The organism is Phenylobacterium sp. (assembly GCF_035539035.1).
GTDB lineage: Bacteria > Pseudomonadota > Alphaproteobacteria > Caulobacterales > Caulobacteraceae > Phenylobacterium.
This window is the reverse complement of record NZ_DATLJI010000016.1, coordinates 720,362-740,038: the sequence shown is the minus strand read 5'-3', so window position 1 is coordinate 740,038 and position 19,677 is coordinate 720,362. Positions and strand designations below refer to the sequence as shown.

At 70.6% G+C, this 19,677-nt stretch carries 15 protein-coding genes; 10 read left to right on the top strand and 5 right to left on the bottom strand.

Features of this window, described 5'->3' with window-relative positions:
* The first annotated feature begins 66 nt into the window (after window positions 1-66).
* Window positions 67-3,111 (top strand): TonB-dependent receptor plug domain-containing protein, encoded by a 3,045-nt coding sequence (locus tag VM685_RS17575; protein ID WP_325461480.1) that lies wholly within the window; start codon window positions 67-69, stop codon window positions 3,109-3,111.
* A 71-nt stretch (window positions 3,112-3,182) separates the two neighbouring features.
* On the opposite strand, the gene VM685_RS17570 is transcribed toward VM685_RS17575, so the two are convergent.
* Window positions 3,183-3,896 carry a TetR/AcrR family transcriptional regulator gene (locus VM685_RS17570; RefSeq protein WP_325461479.1) on the bottom strand — a complete coding sequence of 238 codons (714 nt, stop codon included), beginning with the start codon at window positions 3,894-3,896 and terminating at the stop codon, window positions 3,183-3,185.
* A gap of 452 nt (window positions 3,897-4,348) precedes the next feature.
* On the opposite strand from VM685_RS17570, the gene VM685_RS17565 reads away from it, so the two are divergent.
* Genes VM685_RS17565 through VM685_RS17555 form a run of 3 tightly spaced genes read left to right on the top strand, consistent with a single transcriptional unit; the run spans window position 4,349 to window position 10,025 of the window.
* On the top strand, window positions 4,349-7,090 hold the full coding sequence (locus tag VM685_RS17565) for a TonB-dependent receptor domain-containing protein (protein ID WP_325461478.1): 2,742 nt from the start codon (window positions 4,349-4,351) through the stop codon (window positions 7,088-7,090).
* Between the two features lie 32 nt (window positions 7,091-7,122).
* Window positions 7,123-8,436: an MFS transporter gene (locus VM685_RS17560; RefSeq protein ID WP_325461477.1), complete on the top strand. Its 1,314-nt coding sequence runs from the start codon at window positions 7,123-7,125 to the stop codon at window positions 8,434-8,436.
* 35 nt (window positions 8,437-8,471) lie between these two features.
* Window positions 8,472-10,025, top strand: a complete 1,554-nt coding sequence (locus VM685_RS17555; RefSeq protein WP_325461476.1) for a hypothetical protein — start codon at window positions 8,472-8,474, stop codon at window positions 10,023-10,025.
* On the opposite strand, the gene VM685_RS17550 is transcribed toward VM685_RS17555, so the two are convergent.
* Entirely contained in the window at window positions 10,022-11,236 is a 1,215-nt protein-coding gene (locus VM685_RS17550; RefSeq protein WP_325461475.1) for a DUF3089 domain-containing protein, read from the bottom strand. The genes VM685_RS17555 and VM685_RS17550 overlap by 4 nt on opposite strands.
* 166 nt (window positions 11,237-11,402) lie before the next feature.
* Between VM685_RS17550 and VM685_RS17545 the strand changes: the two genes are divergently transcribed.
* Complete coding sequence (locus tag VM685_RS17545; RefSeq protein ID WP_325461474.1) at window positions 11,403-12,116, top strand: DUF4112 domain-containing protein; 714 nt, start codon at window positions 11,403-11,405, stop codon at window positions 12,114-12,116.
* 39 nt (window positions 12,117-12,155) lie between these two features.
* On the opposite strand, the gene VM685_RS17540 is transcribed toward VM685_RS17545, so the two are convergent.
* The 3 genes from VM685_RS17540 to gcvA form a co-directional block, all read right to left on the bottom strand.
* Entirely contained in the window at window positions 12,156-12,674 is a 519-nt protein-coding gene (locus VM685_RS17540) for a VOC family protein (protein ID WP_325461473.1), read from the bottom strand.
* A gap of 68 nt (window positions 12,675-12,742) precedes the next feature.
* Window positions 12,743-13,165, bottom strand: a complete 423-nt coding sequence (locus VM685_RS17535; RefSeq protein WP_325461472.1) for a GlcG/HbpS family heme-binding protein — start codon at window positions 13,163-13,165, stop codon at window positions 12,743-12,745.
* Between the two features lie 131 nt (window positions 13,166-13,296).
* Entirely contained in the window at window positions 13,297-14,232 is a 936-nt protein-coding gene (gcvA, locus tag VM685_RS17530; RefSeq protein ID WP_325461471.1) for a transcriptional regulator GcvA, read from the bottom strand.
* A gap of 180 nt (window positions 14,233-14,412) precedes the next feature.
* Here gcvA and VM685_RS17525 point away from each other — a divergent pair, with 180 nt between their 5' ends.
* From VM685_RS17525 to VM685_RS17505, 5 genes are read left to right on the top strand one after another with little or no spacing between them, the layout of a single operon-like run.
* Window positions 14,413-16,638: a TonB-dependent receptor gene (locus VM685_RS17525; RefSeq protein WP_325461470.1), complete on the top strand. Its 2,226-nt coding sequence runs from the start codon at window positions 14,413-14,415 to the stop codon at window positions 16,636-16,638.
* Between the two features lie 30 nt (window positions 16,639-16,668).
* Complete coding sequence (locus VM685_RS17520) at window positions 16,669-17,238, top strand: VOC family protein (RefSeq protein WP_325461469.1); 570 nt, start codon at window positions 16,669-16,671, stop codon at window positions 17,236-17,238.
* Between the two features lie 10 nt (window positions 17,239-17,248).
* A complete protein-coding gene (locus tag VM685_RS17515; RefSeq protein ID WP_325461468.1) occupies window positions 17,249-18,631 on the top strand; it encodes an MFS transporter in 1,383 nt (460 codons plus the stop codon).
* 31 nt (window positions 18,632-18,662) lie between these two features.
* Window positions 18,663-19,259: a carboxymuconolactone decarboxylase family protein gene (locus VM685_RS17510; RefSeq protein ID WP_325461467.1), complete on the top strand. Its 597-nt coding sequence runs from the start codon at window positions 18,663-18,665 to the stop codon at window positions 19,257-19,259.
* A 25-nt stretch (window positions 19,260-19,284) separates the two neighbouring features.
* Window positions 19,285-19,575, top strand: coding sequence for a putative quinol monooxygenase (locus VM685_RS17505; protein WP_325461466.1), 291 nt, complete (start codon window positions 19,285-19,287; stop codon window positions 19,573-19,575).
* Window positions 19,576-19,677 lie beyond the last annotated feature (102 nt).

Sequence of the window (19,677 nt, the reverse complement as noted above, 5' to 3'; positions counted from 1 at the left end):
GATCCCGCGGGGGAAGACGGCGCAGACCGTCCCGCGGCGACCGGACTGAAACGAGGGGGTACCAGAATGAATATCGGAGTTTCGCTGCGCAGCCTGATGCTGGGCACGACCGTCCTGTGCGGCGTCGCCATGGCCGGCCAGGCCGTGGCCCAGACGGCGGAGGAGACCGCCGTCGAGGAGATCGTCGTCGTCGGCTCCCAGATCGAAGGCTCGAAGGTGACGGCGGCCCTGCCGGTGACGGTGGTGGGCCAGGAGCAGATCGAGACGATCGCCGCCACCTCCGGCGACGACCTGTTCCGCTCGATCCCGCAGATGGGCGACGTGAACTTCAACTCGGCCTACCTGCCGAACTCGTCGAACTCGGCGCGTGGCGACGTGGGCTCGGTGAACCTGCGCAACCTGGGGGTCGGCAACACCCTGGTCCTGCTGAACGGCCGCCGCGTGGTGGCGCACCCGACCAGCCGCGCCGACGAGAACCTAGTGCCGGTGCTAACCTACAACACCAACGCCATCCCGGTGTCCGGCCTGCAGCGGCTGGAAGTGCTGCGGGACGGCGCCGCGGCGCTCTACGGATCCGACGCCGTGGCCGGCGTGGTCAACACGGTGCTGCAGACCAACTTCGAAGGCCTGCAGGTGGAGGCCCAGTACGGGGCGGCCGAGGGCACGCACCTCACCGAGACCGAATTCAACGTCCTGGCCGGCAAGAACTGGGACCGCGGCAACCTCACGCTCTCGCTGAGCTATGTTGACCGCACGGCGCTGAACGCCTTCGACCAGGACTACACGTCCTCGGCCGACCGGCGCGGCTTCTTCGCCGGCACCGCCTATGCGACGGCGGGCGTGCTCGACTCGCGGACCACCACCATGCCGTGGGCCTCGCTGCAGACGGTGGGCAACGTCGCGGTGCGGCAGGGCACGCGCTCGATCACCTCCAGCGCCGGCGCCTTCCACATCCAGCCCACGACGAGTGCCGGCTGCACGGCCACGCTCGGCGCCGGCTACTGCATCGACGACGCCGCGCCGGCCACCAGCGGCGACGACCGCAACCTCCGCTTCGACCCGAACAGCTTCAACACCTCGGTCATGCCGGACACCGAGCGCTTCAATGCGTTCCTGAGCGGCAATTGGGACCTGACCGACGGCATCGAGGCGTTCGGCGAGGCCGGCTACTACAGCGCCGTCACCCGCAGCGTGCAGGGGCCGACGGCCACCCTGACCTCGCTGCCGCTGACCATCCCGGCCACCAACTACTGGAACCCGTTCGGCCCGACGGTCTTCGCCAACGGCCAGGCCAACCCGAACCGCCTCGCCGGCACCACCGCGCCGGCGGCGGGCCTCGGGGTGACGCTCCGCGGCTACACCTTCGCCGACGTGGGCCCGAACATCGTCGACGTGAACCTGTCGCAGACCCGCTTCCTGGGCGGCGTGCGGGGCGAGCGGTTCGGCTTCAACTGGGAGAGCGCGCTGCTCTACTCCCACGCCAGGGCCAAGGACGTCTCGGACGGCATCAGCGCCACCCTGCTGCAGCAGCAGCTCGCGCTGTCCACGCCCGACGCCTACAACCCGTTCAACGGCGGCACGGCGGACAACCCGAGCGTCGGCGACGCCACGCCGTCCAGCCAGGCGGCCATCGACGCGATCAGCATCGAGACCCAGCGGATCTCCACCAGCTCCCTGATGCTGGCCGACCTCAAGGTCTCCAAAGCCGACCTCTTCGCCCTGCCGGGCGGTAACCTCGGCTTCGCCGCGGGCCTGGAATGGCGGCGCGAGACCCAGCAGGACGACCGCGACCCGCGCCTCGACGGCACGATCCAGTTCCGCGACGCTGTGACCGGCATCCTCTACGGCAACGACCTGATCGGCTCCTCGCCCTCGCCCGACACCAAGGGCAAGCGCAAGGTCACCTCGGCCTACCTCGAGTTCGCGGTCCCCGTGGTCTCGCCGGAGATGGCCATCCCGTTCGTGCGCAACCTCGAGTTCCAGCTCGCCGGGCGCTATGAGGACTTCTCCGACGTGGGCGACGTCGCCAAGCCGAAGGTCGCCGGCGCCTGGGACATCTTCGACGGCCTGCGGCTGCGCGGCTCCTGGGCGCAGGGCTTCAAGGCTCCGAACCTGGAACAGATCAACGCCACCCTGGTCACCCGCTCCAACACCCGCACGGACTGGATCCGCTGCGAGGCCGACCTGCGGGCCGGGCGGATCGCCAGCTTCAACGCCTGCTCGCGCTCCAACGCCACCACGGCGCGGCGCGCCGGCAATCCGGACCTGAAGCCGGAGGAGAGCGAGACCTGGGGCGCGGGCGTGGTCTTCCAGCCGCGGTTCCTGCCGCCGGAGGTCGGGAACTTCACCTTCACCGTCGACTACTGGCGCGTGAAGCAGGAGGGCATCGTCGGCCTGTTCGGCGAGGGCAACGCGCTGATCCTCGACTACCTGGAGCGCGTCCAGGGCCGGTCGAACCCGAACGTGGTCCGCGCCGCGCCGACCGCCGACGACATCGCCGCCTTCCAGAACACCGGCCTCACGGCGGTGGGGTCGGTGCTCTACGTGAACGACCAGTACCAGAACCTGCTGCCGCAGGAGGCCCGCGGCGTGGACTTCGGCGTGATCTGGAGCCTCGACACCGAGCGCTTCGGGAACTTCGACGTCAACTTCAACGCCGCCCACCTGATCAAGTTCTACCGCTCGCCCTCGCCGGACATCGCCGCCCTCATCGAGGCGCGGTCGGCGGGCACGATCAACGCCGGCACCACCATCACCGGCGGCGGCGACCTGATCCGGCAGAACGGCCGGCCGGAATGGAAGTGGTCGGCCTCGCTCAACTGGCGCTACGGCCAGTTCGGCGTCGGCGCCTTCACCCAGTACATCGGCGACGTGGAGGAGACCGCCCTCGTCGACAGCGCCGGGACGCCCTGGGTGATCGACAGCCAGGTGACCGCCAACCTCTACGCCCAGTACGAGTTCGTCGACGGCTGGGCGAGCGACACGCGCCTGCGGGTGGGCGTGCGCAACCTCACCGACGAGAAGCCGCCGCTGTCCTCCAACGGCTACTTCGGCGAGCTGTACCAGCCGTACAGCCGCTACTGGTACGTGAGCGTCCGCAAGACGTTCTAGGACGGAAGCGTCGGCCCCGCGCCCGGCTCCCAGGGAGTCCGGGCGCGGGGCGGCGCGTTTCGAAGGCTCCCCTATGTGGCGGGAGGTTTCGGCGTTCGCTGGCAGATGGCGCGGATGCCGGAGGCGATGAGCACCGGGAGCCGGTCGGCGATCGCGATCATGTCGCTCGAGGAGACGCGGCCGCCGGAGAGATGGTCGATCCGTCCCGTCTGGCCGAGGGAGAAGGTGAAGGCCCCGGTCAGGAAGTGGTACCCCCAGTAGATCTCGTCCTCCGAGGCGTCCGGGAGGATGACCCGCATGTCCGCGATCAGTTCGCGCGACACATGGTCGAAGGTCTCCGACATCAGCTGGTCCAGCGCCCCGCGGGAGCTGTTCACATAGGCCACGATGGCCATGTAGTTGCGCCAGCCCTCGTCCTCGGCGGCCTTCTCCAGGGAGGGGCGGACGAAGGCGTCGATGATGCCCTCGAGCGTCATGGCGCCGCCGCTGGCCCGCCGGTACTCGGCCATGGCTTTCAGGCGCAGATCGTTGATCAGCGGACCGCGGCGCTTGAAGACGGCGCGGAACAGCCCCTCCTTGTCGCCGAAGTAGTAGCGCAGCAGCGCCGTATCGACGCCGGCGTGCTGGGCCACCTCGCTGAGAGGGACGCCGTAGCCCCGCTCGGCGAACAGGGCCTCGGCGTGGTCCATGATCAGCGCCGTGGACGCCGCGCGCCGCGCCGCCTGCACCTTGCCGGCCGTGCGCCGGGGCCGCCGCTGGACGGCCGGACTGTCGGGTCTGGTCACTCTGCCTGTTTCGCCGCTCGGGCCGGATCTTCCGCCAACCTACCGCCCCTCTGTCAGCGTCTGCGGGCCGGCTGACAAGTCGTGGCGTGCGCGCGCCAGCCGATCCTGCAGCCGCTGCAACATATTCCCTCTATCGGGAATGAATTGACAAGGGGCGCGGCCGAGATCATCGTTCGACCCACAAGAGGCAGTAGGGCAGGAGCCACGATCGAGCGCCGCTGAACGGCGCCGTCGCTGGAAACGATCAGGTCGACGACAGGAAGACCGGCGCGCCGGTCGTCCGTGCGGGGCGCCGCGAGGCCGTTCGCGCCCGTCGATCCGTCATGCCCGCCCACCGGCCTCGCGCGGATCTGCGGCGATAGGGCCGCGGCAGGGAGGGGAACGTGCGGCGGACAACGAGCGAGGCAGGCGCGGACGGGGACTGCGCGAAGGGGGCGGCGAGGGGACTGAGGTTGGCCCTGCTGTCGTGCGCAGCCTGGGAGATCGCGCCCGCGGCCCTTGCGCAGACTGCGCCGGCGTCGGCGAGCGTGGAGGAGGTGGTGGTGACCGGCTCACGGATCGCCGCCGATGGCTTCCAGCAACCCACGCCGGTCACCGTCCTGGGCGCGGCCGAGATGCAGCGCGACATGCCCACCACGGTCGCCAACTACCTCAATACGCTGCCGGCGTTCGGCGCGCCGGTGTCGAGCGCCAATCCGGGGCCGGGCGTCTCCGGCGGCGGGGCCTCGCTGCTGAACCTGCGGAACCTCGGCGTCACCCGCACCCTGGTGCTGCTGGACAACCGCCGCGTGGTGAGCTCCTCGCCGGGCGGCGGGGTGGACATCAACACCCTGCCCACCGGCCTGATCCAGCGCGTCGAGGTCGTCACCGGCGGGGCCTCGGCGGCCTGGGGCGCGGATGCGGTGGCGGGCGTCGTCAACTTCGTCCTGAACCATGCCTACACCGGCCTGACGGTGGACGCCTCCACGGGCATCTCCGAGGAGGGCGACAACTGGACGGCGAAGATCGGGGCGACCTACGGGCGGGCGTTCGCGGACGGGCGCGGCCACGTGCTCGCGGCGGGCGAGTTCTCCCGGGCGCCGGATATCGTCCGGATCGGCGAGCGGGACTGGTGGCGCAACTGGGCGGTGGTGCCGAACCCGGCCTTCCGCGCCGGCAACGGCCAGCCGGTGCGGATCACCGTGCCCTTCGCCGGGCCGGCGGAGCTGGCCGAGGGCGGGGTGATCACCTCCGGGCCGCTGCGGGGCACGCAGTTCGTGGGGCCGAACGGGACACCCGCGCCCTACAGCTTCGGCAACAACGCCGGCGTGCTGCAGTGGGGCGGGGACGCCGCCTACGGCACCTCGCGGATGCGCAACCTGACCAACGGCCTGGACTACGGGACGCTGTTCACCCACGTGCGCTACGACCTCACCGAGCGGGTGACGGTCTACGGGGAGGCCTCCTACGGCCGGTCGGTCGTGCAGACGGACTCGCTCTACTACAACCGCGGCGGCAACCTCACGCTGCGGACCGACAACCCCTACCTGGACCCGGGCGTGCGCAACCAGCTCGCCGCGCTGGGCCAGACCTCCTTCAACATCGGCAAGATGTTCACCGACACGGCGCCGCCCGGCAGCCGCAACGAGCGCACCCTGTGGCGCGGCGTGATCGGGGCGGAGGGCGAGTTCGGCGAAAGCTGGAAATGGGACGCCTACTACCAGCACGGCGACTTCCACGTGGACACGCGGACCTACAACAACCCGCTGGTTCCCCGCTTCAACCAGGCAGTGGATGCGGTGCGGGACCCGACGACCGGCCGGATCATCTGCCGTTCGACCCTGACCGCGCCCAACAACGGCTGTGTGCCGCTGAACGTGCTGGGCAACGGCGTGGCCTCGCAGGACGCGATCGCCTGGGTGTTCGGCACCGTACCCTACCAGATCACCGACCTGCGACAGGACGTGGTCTCCGGCAGCCTGAACGGGGAGTTGTTCGACCTGCCGGCCGGGCCGGTCTCGGTGGCGCTGGGCGGGGAGTACACCCGCGAGGAGGCCGAGGCGACGCAGGATGCGGCCTCTGCGGCGCGGCAGTACTTCACCGGCAACTTCCAGCCGTTCGAGGGCGAGCGGAACGTCAAGGAGGCCTTCGCCGAGACCGTCGTTCCGGTGCTGCGCGACCTGCCGCTGATCCGCAGCCTGGAGCTGAACGCCGCGGCCCGCCTGACCGACTACAGCACCAGCGGCTCGGTCACGACCTGGAAGCTGGGGGCCTCCTGGCAAGTGAGCCCGGACCTGCGCCTCCGGGTCACCCGCTCGCGGGACATCCGCGCGCCGAGCCTCTCGGAGCTGTTCACGCGGGGCTCGACCGGCACCCAGTTCGTGTTCGACCCGCAGACCAACCGGCAGGTGTCCGTGCTGGCCAACACCACGGGCAATCCGGCGCTGACGCCGGAGGTGGCGAAGACCTGGACGGCGGGGGTGGTCTACCGGCCGTCCTGGGCGCCGGGCCTGGGCTTCTCGGTGGACTACTACGACATCCGCCTGACTGATGCGATCGCCGCGGTGACCGCGCCGCAGACCGTGCTGCTGTGCTTCGGCGCGGCGCCGGCGCTGTGCAACAACATCATCCGGGACGCGTCCGGGACCATCACCCAGATCAACCTGCTGCCCACCAACGTGGCCTTCCTGGAGACCTCCGGCTGGGACGTGGAGGCGAGCTACCGGCGCGAGCTGGGGCCGGGGGCGGTGTCGGTGCGGGCGCTGGCGAGCTACCTCAGCAAGCTCGACCGGGTGGACCCCGACGGCACCGTCCGCCAGCTGGCCGGCGCGATCGGCGACTTCTACGGCGGCCAGCCGAAATTCAAGGCGCAGGTCTCGGCGACGTGGGACCAGGGGCCGTTCTCGGGCACGGCGAAGGTGCGGGTGCTGGGTGACGCGAAGCTCGACAGCGCGTGGGTCCACGGCGTGGACGTGGACGACAACACCGTGCCGCGCATCGGCTACCTGGACCTGCGGGCCGCCTACCGGTTCACGATCTCGGGGGCGGATTCCGAGCTGAGCCTGGCGGTGGACAATGTGCTGGACACCGACCCGCCGCGGGTCTCGGCGGTGCCGAGCACCGTGCCCTACGTGGTGGTCGCCCCGCACACGCGGCTTGATCTCTACGACGCCATCGGCCGGAGCTACCGCGTCGGCCTGAGGGCGCGGTTCTGAGGCCGCGCCGGGCGCAGGGAGACGGGGGGACGATGACACAGCCCAGGAGCAGCAGGTCGATCTACAAGGTGGCGCTGACGGCCGCGGCCGGCGCCACCATCGAGTGGTACGACTTCTTCATCTACGGGACGGCGGCGGCGCTGGTCTTCCCGAAGCTGTTCTTCCCCGCCGACATCCCGCCGTTCGCCGCCCAGATCGCGGCGTTCTCGACCTTCGCGGTGGGCTTCATCGCCCGGCCCCTTGGCGGGGTGGTGTTCGGCCATTTCGGCGACCTGTTCGGGCGCAAGCGGGCGCTGGCCATCGCGCTGCTGGTCATGGGCATAGCGACGGCGGCGATCGGCCTGCTGCCGTCCTACGCCACCGCGGGCGTGCTGGCGCCGGTGATGCTCGTCCTCCTGCGCTTCGTGCAGGGGCTGGCCGTGGGCGGGCAGTGGGGCGGGGCGGCGCTCTTGGCCATCGAGAGCGCGCCGGCCGAGCGGCGGGGCTTCTACGGCAGCTTCGTCCAGGTCGGCGTGCCCCTGGGCGTGCTGCTGGCCAACGTCGTCTTCCTGGTCGTCGGGGCCCAGATGGAATCGGAGGTCTTCCTCGCCTGGGGCTGGCGCATCCCGTTCCTGATCAGCCTGGCCCTGGTGGGCATCGGCCTCTACGTCCAGTTCCGGCTGGAGGAGTCGGCGGAGTTCGGGGCCGCGGTGAGCCCGACGGAAGGGCCCGCGCCGGAGGCCCTGGCGCGCTCGCCGATCATCGCGGTGATCCTCAGCCACCCGCGGGAGATCCTGCTGGCCGGCGGCGCCTTCGTGGCCAACAACACCTGCTTCTACATCGCCATCACCTACGCCGTGGCCTACGGGACCTCGACGCTGAACCTGTCCCGCGACCTGATGCTGGGCGCGGTGATGGCCGGCAGCCTAGTGATGGTCCCGGCCCTGATCGCCTGCGGCTGGATTTCCGACCACTGGGGGCGGCGGCCGCCGTTCATGCTGGGCGCGGCGCTCACGGGCCTGTGGGCCTTCGCCTTCTTCCCGCTGATCGAGACCGGCGCGCCGGGGCTCGTGGCGCTCGCCATCGGCGTCGAGCTGGTGCTGATCAGCCTGATGTACGGGCCGCAGGCGGCGCTGTTCGCCGAGCTGTTCCCGGTGGAGGTCCGCTACTCGGGGGCCTCGCTCGGCTACCAGCTCGGCTCGGTGGTGGGCGGCGGCTTCGCCCCGATCATCGCCACGGCGCTGTTCGCGCGCTTCGGATCGACGCAGCCGATCGCCGTCTACCTCGCCGGGATGTGCGCGATCTCGCTCGCCTGCACCGCGATGCTGAGCGCCCGGGCGAGGGCGGAGCGGCTACGGGCCGCATAGGACAAGACACGCGGGAGGAGGGCCAACAGATGGGCATGCCGCGAAGGACAGTGCTTTGGGGACTGGGCGCCATGGGCGGCCTGGCGGGGCTGCCGGCCCGCGCGCAACCCGCGGCGGCGCTCACCCGGCCGAACCCGGCGTGGGTGATCTCCGAGGAGGAGGCGGTGGCCTGGCACCGGCTGAAGGACAGTCACGGCCCGACGCTCACCGGCAGCCCGTCCTGGCGGGCGTTCATGCAGTTCCTCGAGGGGAAGCTCGGCGAGTACGGCTGCGTGGACATCCACCGCTCGTCCTGGACCTTCAAGCGGATGGTCACCAGCATGTGGCCGGACGACTCCAAGTGGGGCCTGGTCTCCAATGGCCGGCCGGTGCGGGTGGCGAACGTGGGCGCCAACTGCGGGGCTACGGGGCCGGGCGGCGTCACGGCCGAGCTCGTCCTGTGGGACCCCGACGCCAAGCCCGACGTGAAGGGCAAGATCGTGGTCTTCCGGCCGCGGCCGCGGCCGGAGTTCCGCGAGGCGTTCAGCAACAGCGACTACGAGTACATGACGCCCTTCGACAGCTGGCCCGCGGAGGGCCGGCCCGTCCCGCAGGCGCAGAACGGCACCGGGGCGATGGCCGCCAAGGTCTGGGACGACATGACCGCCTCGGCCAACTTCATCGCCGAGATCCGCGAAGCCGGCCCGGCCGGGGTGGTCTTCGCCATGAACCTCAACCGGGCGCTCACCGAGGGGCTCTACACCTTCCCCGTCCCGACGGACTACGGCTTCCCCTCGGTCTACCTCGACCGCGCGGTGGGCGACGGCCTGGTCGCCGACGCCCAGGCCCGGCGGTCCGCGAGGATCCGGGTGGAGGCCGAGCGGGTGGACAGCGAGGCCTACCAGCTCATCGCCTACCTGCCGGGGAAGGACTACGGCACGGACAGGGACGAGCAGGTTCAGCTCCGCACCCACACCGATGGGCCCTCGATCAGCCAGGACGATGGCGCGCTGGGGCTGCTCGCGGTGGTCAAGTACATGGCCCGCATCCCGCGCGCCGAGCGGCCGCGGTCGCTGATGATCGAGATGGACTGCCGCCACTTCATGCCGGGCCTGGAGCGCGCCTGGCCGGCCCAGGACTACTTCGTGAAGAACCCCCGCGCCCGGGACAAGGTCGTCGCCATGATCGCCATGGAGCACCTCGGCCAGATCGAATACGTGGAGGACGGCGACGCGATCCGGCCGACGGGCCGATCCCTGCCCACCTGGCTCTACGCCACCACCAACCAGGCGGTGATCGACTACGCCTACAAGGCGGTGCGCGAGAACGGGGTGCGTTCGGCGGTGATCCGCTCGCCGGGACGGCCGGGCGTGAACGGCAAGTCGCAGGGGCCGTGGTACGGCATGGGCAGCGGCGCGCGCTATCTCGGCATCCCGGGCTACGGGGTGCAGGGGGACCTCGGAGCCTACTGGGCGCACTCGGCGCGGCTGAACCGGTTCGACGCCCGCAGTTTCCGGCGGCAGATCGCGACCTTCTGCCAGCTCACCGGCTTCCTGATGAGCTCGGACCTCGGCCGGCTGCAGGCCCCGAAGGTCGAGCGGCCGGCCTAGCCGCCGCCCCGCGCGGCGTAGGCGCGCGCCTGCCGGCCCACGATGCGGATGAGGTCGCCCATGGAGTGGTCCACGTCGATCAGGTGGAGCCCCCAGGAGCGGTCGACGCCGGTGGAGCGGATGATCTCGCCCGCCACCTCGTCGGTTCGCGGGTCGCTCGGATCCGCGTTCACGTGCAGCTCGAGGTAGTCGAAGTCGCCGTTGGAGACGCAGCGGGTGGTGATCAGGCCGGGCGTCTTGACGAACGGCGTGGCGATCGGCCTGACCGGCCGGACCCAGTCGGGCTGCGCATAGCCGCCGGAGCCGTTCAGGAAGCCCCGAGTGAGGAAGTAGGACTCCGGCTGGCCGGAGCCGCCCGCCAGCCGCGCCGGATTCACGCAGGCGACCCGCAGATCCTTCTGCGCCCGGCCGAAGCGGGCGTTCGGCGGCGGCGGAACCCGGTCGCGGAAGGTGGCGTAGCTGATCACGCAGCCCAGCTGGTCCTCCGCGCGGCAGAGCGGAATCGACGAGAAGGTCCCGCCCACGTCCCGTCCCGGCGGGACGAGCACAGGGGCGCCCAGGACGAGGGCCGAGACGAGCCGGCGCTGCACGGGCTTGCTCTCGACCTCCTGGGCGAGCAGGCGCGCGATCATCGCGCCGCCCTGGCTGTGGCCGATCAGCACGACGCCGCGGCCGTTGTTCTCGTGCTCCAGGTACCACCGCCAGGCGTCGACGACGTCGCTGTAGCCGCCGCGGCCCGGCGGCGGGCGTTCGCCCACAGGGGCCGGCCCGCCGCCGGACATCCTCAGCGCCCGCAGGGTGCCCTGGCGGTAGAGGGGCGCGAACTGCCGGCAGACCTTACCGAAGCGGGCGAACTGCAGCTTGATGTCGTCCCACTCCATCTCGTCCGCGACGAAGTCCGACTGCCAGGTCGGATCCATGGAAACCGTCGGATAGACGAAGAAACAGTCGATCCTCGGGGCCTTGGCCGGCGAGAAGCGCTCCACCGTCAACCTGCCCGTCGGCGCGACCACGGTCGCGTCGAGATCGACCCGGCAGCGGTTCTCCACAAGGTCCGGTCGGCAGAGCCACAGGGCGGGATCGCCGTAGTCGGCGTGCGCCACGGTCGGGTCCGGCGCCTGCGCCGCCACCGTCAAGGGGGCCAGGATCGTCGCCAGCAGCACCGCGCAGGCCAGCCCTGCGCCGCGCGCAAGCTCAGAACGGATTCCCATCGGCGCGCTCCCTCGGCTCTCGTTGGTCTCGAAGGAAGGTTGCGCCGTCGCCGGACGGCCTGTCAATTTCATCCCTCACGCAGGAGTGAATGATGCGAGAAGGCGACGCGCCGCCGGCGGCGAGCGCCGCCGGGAGCCGGGGCGCAGGGCGGCGCGTTTCCTTGCCATGGACGATCCCGCCCGCGACCGCGCGCACCGCGCCTGGCGCTCCGCCGAGCGCATCCGCAAGCTCTCCGACCGCGTCGTCGGCGTCGGCCCGTTCGGCGTCGGCCTCGACGGCGTGCTCTCGTGGGTGCCGGGGGCGGGAACCCTCTATTCGGTGGGGGCCGGCGGCCTCCTGCTCTACGAGGCCGTGCAGGCCGGCGCCTCGAAGGCGACCATCGCCCGCATGGCCGCCTACCTTGCCCTGGACAGCGCGAGCTCCGGCGTGTGGGGCATAGGCTCCATCATCGACACCTTCTTCACCGGCCACGCCTTTGCCGCCCGTCTCTTCGAGCGCGCAGCCGACTCCCGCGCGAGCGTCGGCAAGCGGTTCAACCTGGCCGCGGCCTATGAGGCGACGGGACGTCTGCCGGAGGCGGTGACCATCTACCGCACGCTGGTGGACGACGGACAGTACGTGACCATGAGGTCCAACCGGCCGATGAACAATCCGGACGTCCCGGTCCGCCGCTACAACATCGCCGAGGAGTCTGCTCGCCGTCTGACCCGGGTCATGGTGGAGAACCCGCTGATGTTCCCGCAGCAGAGCGGCGGCGCGCTCGCCGCGACCGGCTTCGCAACCCCGGTGGCCGCGACGGTCGGCGGCACGACCACCTCGGGCCGCATCTCCGACGCTCAGGCGATGCAACTGGACCGCCTCGCCACCGGCGGGGAGTGATCTTCCGGGCGGTCGGGTTCGTCCCGGCCGCCCCTTCGCTCAGCTATTCGCCGGCGCCAGGCGCACGTCCGCCGGCGTCAGGGCTCGCGTCCAGGCGGCGAACTCGAGGCGGATTCCGTCCGGGTCATGGAAGTAGATCGAGCGGATGAAGACCGGGTCCTCTCCGGGGAGGGGCTCGGCGTCGCGGTGCTCCACGACCTCGGTCACCTCCACGCCGCCCTCGCGCAGTCGCTGGCGGTAGATGTCCAGGTCCTCGGGCGCGACGTTGATCGCCAGGTGGTTCATCGAGCCGTGGGCCGAGACGCCGCCGCCGCGCGGCGCCTGCACGACGCCCGGCTGGGCCTCCGGCGCTTCGGGGAACCAGAAGAAGGCGATGGTGGAGCCGCCGCCCACGTCGAAGAAGAAGTGCTGGCCCTTGCCGCCGGGCAGCTCGAGCGTCTTGACCAGCGGCATGCCGAGGACGTCGCGGTAGAAGCGAACCGTGGCGGCCATGTCCCGGGCCACCAGGGCCACGTGGTTGACGCCCCTCAGGTCGAACTTCGGATTGGCCGGCCGCATGCTCACCTCCGCCCGCGCCCGCGCAGTCTGCGGCATACGGCGTGCGGCGCAAGCAACCTCAGGTCGGGTCAGCCCAGCGCCGCCAGCGCCGCCTCCGCCACCTGCATGTCCTGGTCATAGTGGCCGCCGCTGACGCCGAGGCCGCCAACCACCGCGCCGTCCACCTGCACCGGGTAGCCGCCGCCGAACACCACGAGGCGGGGCGTGTTGACGATGCCGTGCAGCAGGGGCGGGTCGTCCTTGATGAAGTCGAACCAGCCGTGGGTCGGGATGCCGAAAGAGACCGCCGTGTAGGCCTTGTCCTGGGCGATCTGGACGCTGAGCAGGGCCGCGCCGTCCATGCGCGAGAAGGCTTTCAGCACGCCGGACTCGTCGACCACGGCGAGCACCATGGGGATGCCCATTTCGCGGGCCTTGGCCTCGCCGGCGCGCAGCAGCTGCTCGGCCGCCTCGGCCGTGATCGATGTCTTCGTCAACGTCTTGGCGGCCACGTCCGTCCTCCTGCCCCGCGGCCGCCGCCCTCTGCCGGGGCCTCGCCTGACCTTGCCGATCGGTAGCGGACGACCCGGCGGAAGCTCCAGGCAAAAAGATTTGCCGGGCGCCTGAAAACAATTTGGCGGCCTCAGGCGGGGAGTGGTTCGGCAGGCAGCCTGAGTTCGGCCCGCAGCCAGGCGCGGAAGGCCTGCAGCCGGTCCATCCGCGCGGCGCCCGGCGGGTAGACCAGCCAATAGGCGATGCGGCTGGTCACCTCGATGGAGAAGGGCGCCACGAGCAGGCCGGACTCCAAGTAGTCGTCAACCAGCGGCCGGCGGCCGATCGCTACGCCCATGCCCTCGACTGCGGCCGTCAGTGCGAGCTGGACCGTATCGAACCGCGGGCCGTGGCGGGCGTCCACCTCATGCAGGTCCCAGCCGGCCGCGGTGGCGGCCTGCAGCCATTCGGGCCAGCCCTCCGGGGTGCGTGAGACGGTGATCAGGGTCTGGCCGGCGAGGTCCTCAGGCGTGCGGATCGCGTGCGGTCCCCGCAGCAGCGAGGGGGCGCAGACCGGGAACATCACCTCGGGCACCAGCCGCTCGGCGGCCATGCCGGGCCACGCGCCCTCGTGCAGCCCGCCGCGGATGGCCACGTCGGCGCCGAGGTGGCGCAGGTCCAGCGGCTCGCCGAACTTGCCGGCGGTGTTCACCTCGATTTCGATCTGCGGGTGGTCGGCGTGGAACTGGGAGAGCCGCGGCACCAGGAAGTTGGAGGCGAACGAGGGCAGGCTGTTCACCACCAGCCGCTCACGGCCGCACTCGTGGTTCAGCCGGTCGGCGCCCTCGTGCAACAGGTCGAAGGCCGCGGTCACCGAGCTCAGGAACTCCGCGCCCCGACGGGTGAGCTGCAGGACGCGGGCGGTGCGGGCGAAGAGCTCCACGCCCAGGTGATCCTCCAGCGCCCGGATCTGATGGCTGACGGCCGCAGGGGTGACGTTGAGCTCGTCGGCGGCCTCCCGGACGTTGCCCAGCCGGCCCACGGCCTCGAAGGCGCGCAACGCGGTGAGGGGCGGCAGACGCCTCATGAGCGGACCCGAAGCTCGACGTGGCTCATGAGCAAAGAGCTACGACAAATCCAATTTGCTTAGAATCCAAATTTTTCTGCTTTGGCCGCCGCGAGGGCGTCCGCCTAGCATCCTCCCCAACGAGATAAGGACCGGGACACCCGGTCCGCAGGGGGGAATGGACCGATGAACATCAGGGGTTTGCTCAGCACTGCTTCCCTGGCCGCGCTGGTCGGCGCGACCGCGATCCCGGGCGCAGCCCAGGCGCAGACGCCGGCGCCCGGCAGCGAGATCGAGGAGGTCGTGGTCACCGCCCGGATGCGGGCGGAGTCGCTGCAGGAGACGCCGGTCGCGGTGACCGCGATCACCGGAGCCCAGATCGAGAAGATGGTCGTCCAGGACCTCTCCGATTTCACCCGGGCGGCCCCGAACTTCACAATCGAGGGCGTGGGCGCGATCCACCGCAACGCCTCGGTCGCCTACTCCCGGGGCATCGGCTACCAGGGCGTCGACCAGGCCATCGACCCCAGCGTCGGCATCGCCGTGGACGGGGTGTTCTACACCCGCAACATCGGCGCGCTGCAGAGCACCTTCGACATCCAGCAGGTGGAGCTGCTGCGCGGGCCGCAGGGCACCCTGTTCGGCAAGAACACCACCGGCGGCGTGGTCAACATCACCACCAAACAGCCGGCCGACCACTACACCTTCAGCGCCCTGGCCCGGGTCGGCAATTTCGGGCGCGTGGACGCCTCCATGGCCGCCGACCTGCCGGTGAACGACCGGCTGTCGTTCCGCATCTCGGCCACCAGCCAGTATTCCGACGGCTACATGCACAACCTCTACCGGGCGCCGAACGGCCTGAACCCCTCGGAGGAGTGGCTGGCTGGCGACGACGTCAAGGCGGTCCGCGGCGCGGTGAAGTGGCGTCCGACCGACGAGCTGACCCTCAACCTGAGCGCGGCCTATGTGAAGGACCGCAGCGACTCCGTGGGCGGGGTGAACGCCTCGTTCCCGACCGACGCCCTGTCCCGGGCCGGCCGCCCGGGGTTCGGCTTCCCCGGCGGGCCGACCGACCCGTTCGTGGCCATGCGCAACTTCCCGAGCGGCGACTACCAGGACACCTGGGCCGGGACCCTCAACGCCACCTACGAGGGGCAGGGCTACCGCATCGTCTCGATCAGCGGGATCGTGCGCAGCTCCAACCTCTCCTACAGCGACTTCGACGTCACGGACCTGGCGTTCTTCGAGACCCTGGCCACCAAGCGGCACAAGCAGCTGTCGCAGGAGGTGCGGATCGAGTCCGCCACGGACGGTCCCCTCCAGTGGGTGGCCGGGGGGTACGCCGGGCATACCGACTGGGACACGACGCAGATCTTCTTCCTGGCTTCGGTGACCGAGGAGGGGGCCGAGCAGAAGGACAAGACGGCAGCCGGCTTCGCCCAGTTCGACTTCAGCCTCACCGAGCAGCTGACCCTGACCGCCGGCGGCCGCTACACCTGGCAGGAGAAGGAATTCACGCGCTTCCTGCAGGTGCCCGTCGCGCAGTTTCCGCGGCCGCCGCTGCGCGCTGCGGAGGAGTGGTCGGACTTCACCTACCACCTTGGCGCCAACTACCAGATCAATGACGACGCCATGCTCTACGGAAGCTATTCGACGGGCTTCAAGAGCGGCGGCTTCAACTCCCGCGCGGCCACGGCTTCCGCGATCGGTCCCTTCGATCCCGAGAAGGCCAAGGCCTGGGAGATCGGGCTGAAGTCCGACTGGTGGGACCGCCGGCTGCGGCTGAACCTCGCCGCCTTCTGGAACAAGTACGAGGACCTGCAGGTGTCGATCTTCCGCCCCGCCGCGAGCGGCACGGGCGAGGAGCAGGTGGTGGCCAACAACGCCGACGAGCGGGCGCGCGGGGTCGAGGTCGAGCTCACGGTGCTGCCGGTTCCGAACCTGACGCTCAACGCTTCGGTGGGCTATCTCGACGCCGAGTACACCAGCTTCGTGGCCAACCTCACCGGCCGGCCCGCCAGCGCCACCAATCCCTGCGGCGGGACCATCGACCGCTCGCAGAAGGGCCCCTGCTATCTGGAGCCGACCCGGGTGCCCGACTGGACCAGCCGGATCGACGCGACCTACGACATCGAGCTGGCGGGCGGCGGGCGCATCTCGCCGTTCGTGGCCTGGTCCTACGAGGACGCCCACTTCACCGACACCTTGAACGCCCCGCAGGGCTTCCAGAAAGCCTACCACGTCTGGGACGCCAGCCTGACCTACGAGGCGCCCTCGGGGCGCTGGCAGGCGACGCTCTGGGGCAAGAACCTGGGCGACGTGGCCCACCGGCTGTCGGTGGTGCCCACCGCCGGCGTGCTCACCCAGCTCTATTTCGCCGAGCCCCGGACCTACGGCGTCGAGCTCCGGATGGTCCTGGGCGAGTAGGCGCGATCCGGCGCGCCAAGGAGGACGACAATGGCCGAAGACCCGATGCGCTACTGCGGCGTGAACCACGTGGCCCTGGTCTGCCGCGACATGGCTGAGACGGTCGACTTCTACGAGAACGTCCTGGAGATGCCGCTCGTGAAGACGATCGATCTGCCCAACGGGCGGGGCCAGCACTTCTTCTTCGACTGCGGGGGCGGCGACACCATCGCCTTCTTCTGGTTCCCCAACGCGCCGGCCTACGCGCCCGGGATCGCCTCCATGCACCCGGACTACCAGAAGGTGGGCTCGCAGACGGCGCACGCGTCCATGAACCACCTGGCCGTGTCGATCCCGCTCGAGAAGTTCGACGAGTACGCCGAGCGGCTGCGGAAGAAGGGTGTGGCGCTGCGGGTCCTCAACCACGACGACGGGGAGAACCACTCCTCGGAGGTGGTGTCCGACAAGACCTGGATCCGGTCCATGTACTTCCGGGATCCCAACGGCATCCACATGGAACTGGCGGCGCTGACCAGGGCCTACGGCCCCCAGGACATCCGCCACGATCCCTTGAACGCCCAGGGCGAGCGCGTGCCGCGCAAGTCCCGCGCGCCCGCCTGACGGAACCCTCATGAGCACGTCCGAAGCGGCGGCCCCTCCGGTGGGCCTGGCGGCGCCTGCGCCCTTTCCGAACCGGGCCTACGCCTGGTTCGTGGTGGGGGCGCTGTCGCTCGTCAACATGGTCTCCTACGTGGAGCGGCAGATCCTCACCCTGCTGTTCACGCCGATCAAACGCGACTTCCAGCTCACGGACACCCAGGTGAGCCTGCTGGCCGGCGCGGCCTTCGTGATCTTCTACGTGCTCTTCGGTCTGCTGTTCGGCCGGTTGGCGGACCGCTCCAACCGCAAGCGGATCATCATGGCCGGGGCGGTGTTCTGGGGCCTGGCGACCACCGCCTGCGGGCTGGCGCAGAACTTCACCCAGCTGTTCCTGGCGCGGATCTCGGTGGGGGTGGGGGAGGCCTCGCTCGGGCCTTCGGCGCTCTCCACCATCAGCGACTACTTCCCGCGCGAGCGGCTGGCGCGGGCGATCAGCTTCTACACCGGCTCCCAGTACGTGGGCGCGGGCCTGGCCCTGGTGGTCGGCGGCTTCGCGATCCAGATCGTCTCGGGCCTGCCGCCGCTGGAGGTCCCGTTCGTCGGGCCGCTGCGGCCCTGGCAGATGACCTTCCTGATCGTGGGCCTGGGCGGGCTCCTGGTGCTGATCCCGATGTCCTTCGTGCGCGAGCCGGCGCGGCGGGGCGTGGCGAAGGCGCCGGCCCCCGGCGGCAAGGCCGACCGCTCCCAGCTCCTTGGCTTCCTGGGCGCGAACCGGCGGATGTTCCTGGCCCATTTCACGGCCTTCTCGATCAGCTCGATGCTGGGCTTCGGGACGGTGGCCTGGGCGCCGACCTTCTTCATCCGGGTCCACGGCTGGGCCCCGCAGGACATCGGCTATGTCTATGGCGCGATCCTGGCGGTGATGGGCTGCGCGGGCGTGCTGGCGGGCGGCCGGATCGCCGAGTGGATGGAATCGAAGGGCGTCGCCGACGCCTACTTCGTCCTGCCGATGATCTCGCTCTCGGCCACGGCGGTGTTCTTCATCTCGGCCATGTTCGCCCCGACCGCCGAGCTGTCGCTGGCGCTGATCTTCTGCTCGACCTTCCTGTCGAGCTTCCCGGTGTCGCTGATCATCACTGCCCTGCAGGCGGTGGCGCCGAACCAGCTGCGCGGGCAGCTCGTGGCCCTCTACTACTTCATCGCCAACGTCCTGGGCGTGGCGTCGGGGCCGACGGTGGTCGCCCTGCTCACCGACTACGTCTACCGCGACGAGATGGCGGTGGGCCTGTCGCTGGCCACCGCCAGCGCGGTGATCACGCCCATCGTGGTGACCATCCTGGCGCTCGGCCGCGCGGGCTTCCGCGACAGCCTGGCGCGGGCCGCCCAGCTCTACGCCGCGCCGGCGGGCGCGTGAGGGCGGCCGTGACCCTTTCCGGAGCCCGACGATGCCGCGACTGAAGCAAGTCTCCCGCGCGGAGGCCCCGCCCGAGGTCCTGCCGTTCTACGAGCAGATGTTCGGCGACCGGGACCCGGTCGCGGAGCCCGGCACCGCCACGGGCACGCCCGGCGACTGGTGGACGGTCTGGGCCAATGTGCCGGGGATCCTGAAGGCCTTCAGCGCCTATCCGATGCGCGACGCGCCGCTGGACGCCCAGCTTCGCGAGCTGGCCATCGTGCGCACCGGCTATGCCAGGGCCAGCCAGTTCGTCTTCTCCCAGCACTGCAAGGCGGCGCGGCGGGCCGGCGTTCCGGAGGCCAAGATCCAGGCCATCCCGTACTGGACCGTGGCCGAGGTGTTCACGCCGCTGGAGCGGGCCGTGCTGGCCTATGTCGACGGGATGATCCTCGAGGGCGGTCGGGTCCACGACGAGGTGTTCGGCCGGCTCCGGGCGGGCCTGCCCGACGACCAGATCCTGATGCTCACCTACGTGGTCAACATGTACCAGCTGCACGCCACGGCCACGAAGGCGCTCCGCCTCGAGTACGACGACGTGCCCGAGCGGGTGGTGGAGATCCCCGAGCCGGCCGGTCCGGCGCGCTGACCCCCTTCTTGAGACGGAGAGTTCGATGACCATCGGAGTGATCGCGCGCGTGAAGATCGCGCCGGGCCAGGAGCAGGCCTTCGAGGCGCTGTTCGCCGAGCAGGCGGAGCAGGTGCGCGCCAACGAACCGGCCAACCGGCTCTACCGGCTGTTCCGGGACCGGGCGGAGCCGGGCGGCTACATCGTCATGGAGATCTACGACGACGAGGCGGCGCTGGAGGCCCATCGCGCCGCGCCGCACATGCAGGCGAACCGCCCGCGCATGGCCCCGCTGCTGGGGGGCAAGACGGTGGTCGAGATCTACGACGCGGCCTGACGGGACGGCCTCGCGTCAATCCGGACTGGCGGCCCTTCCTTCCCTTTCTGGCCGCCGCATGGCCCAGGGAGCGCAGGCTCCCTGGGTCCTTCTTCCGGCTCC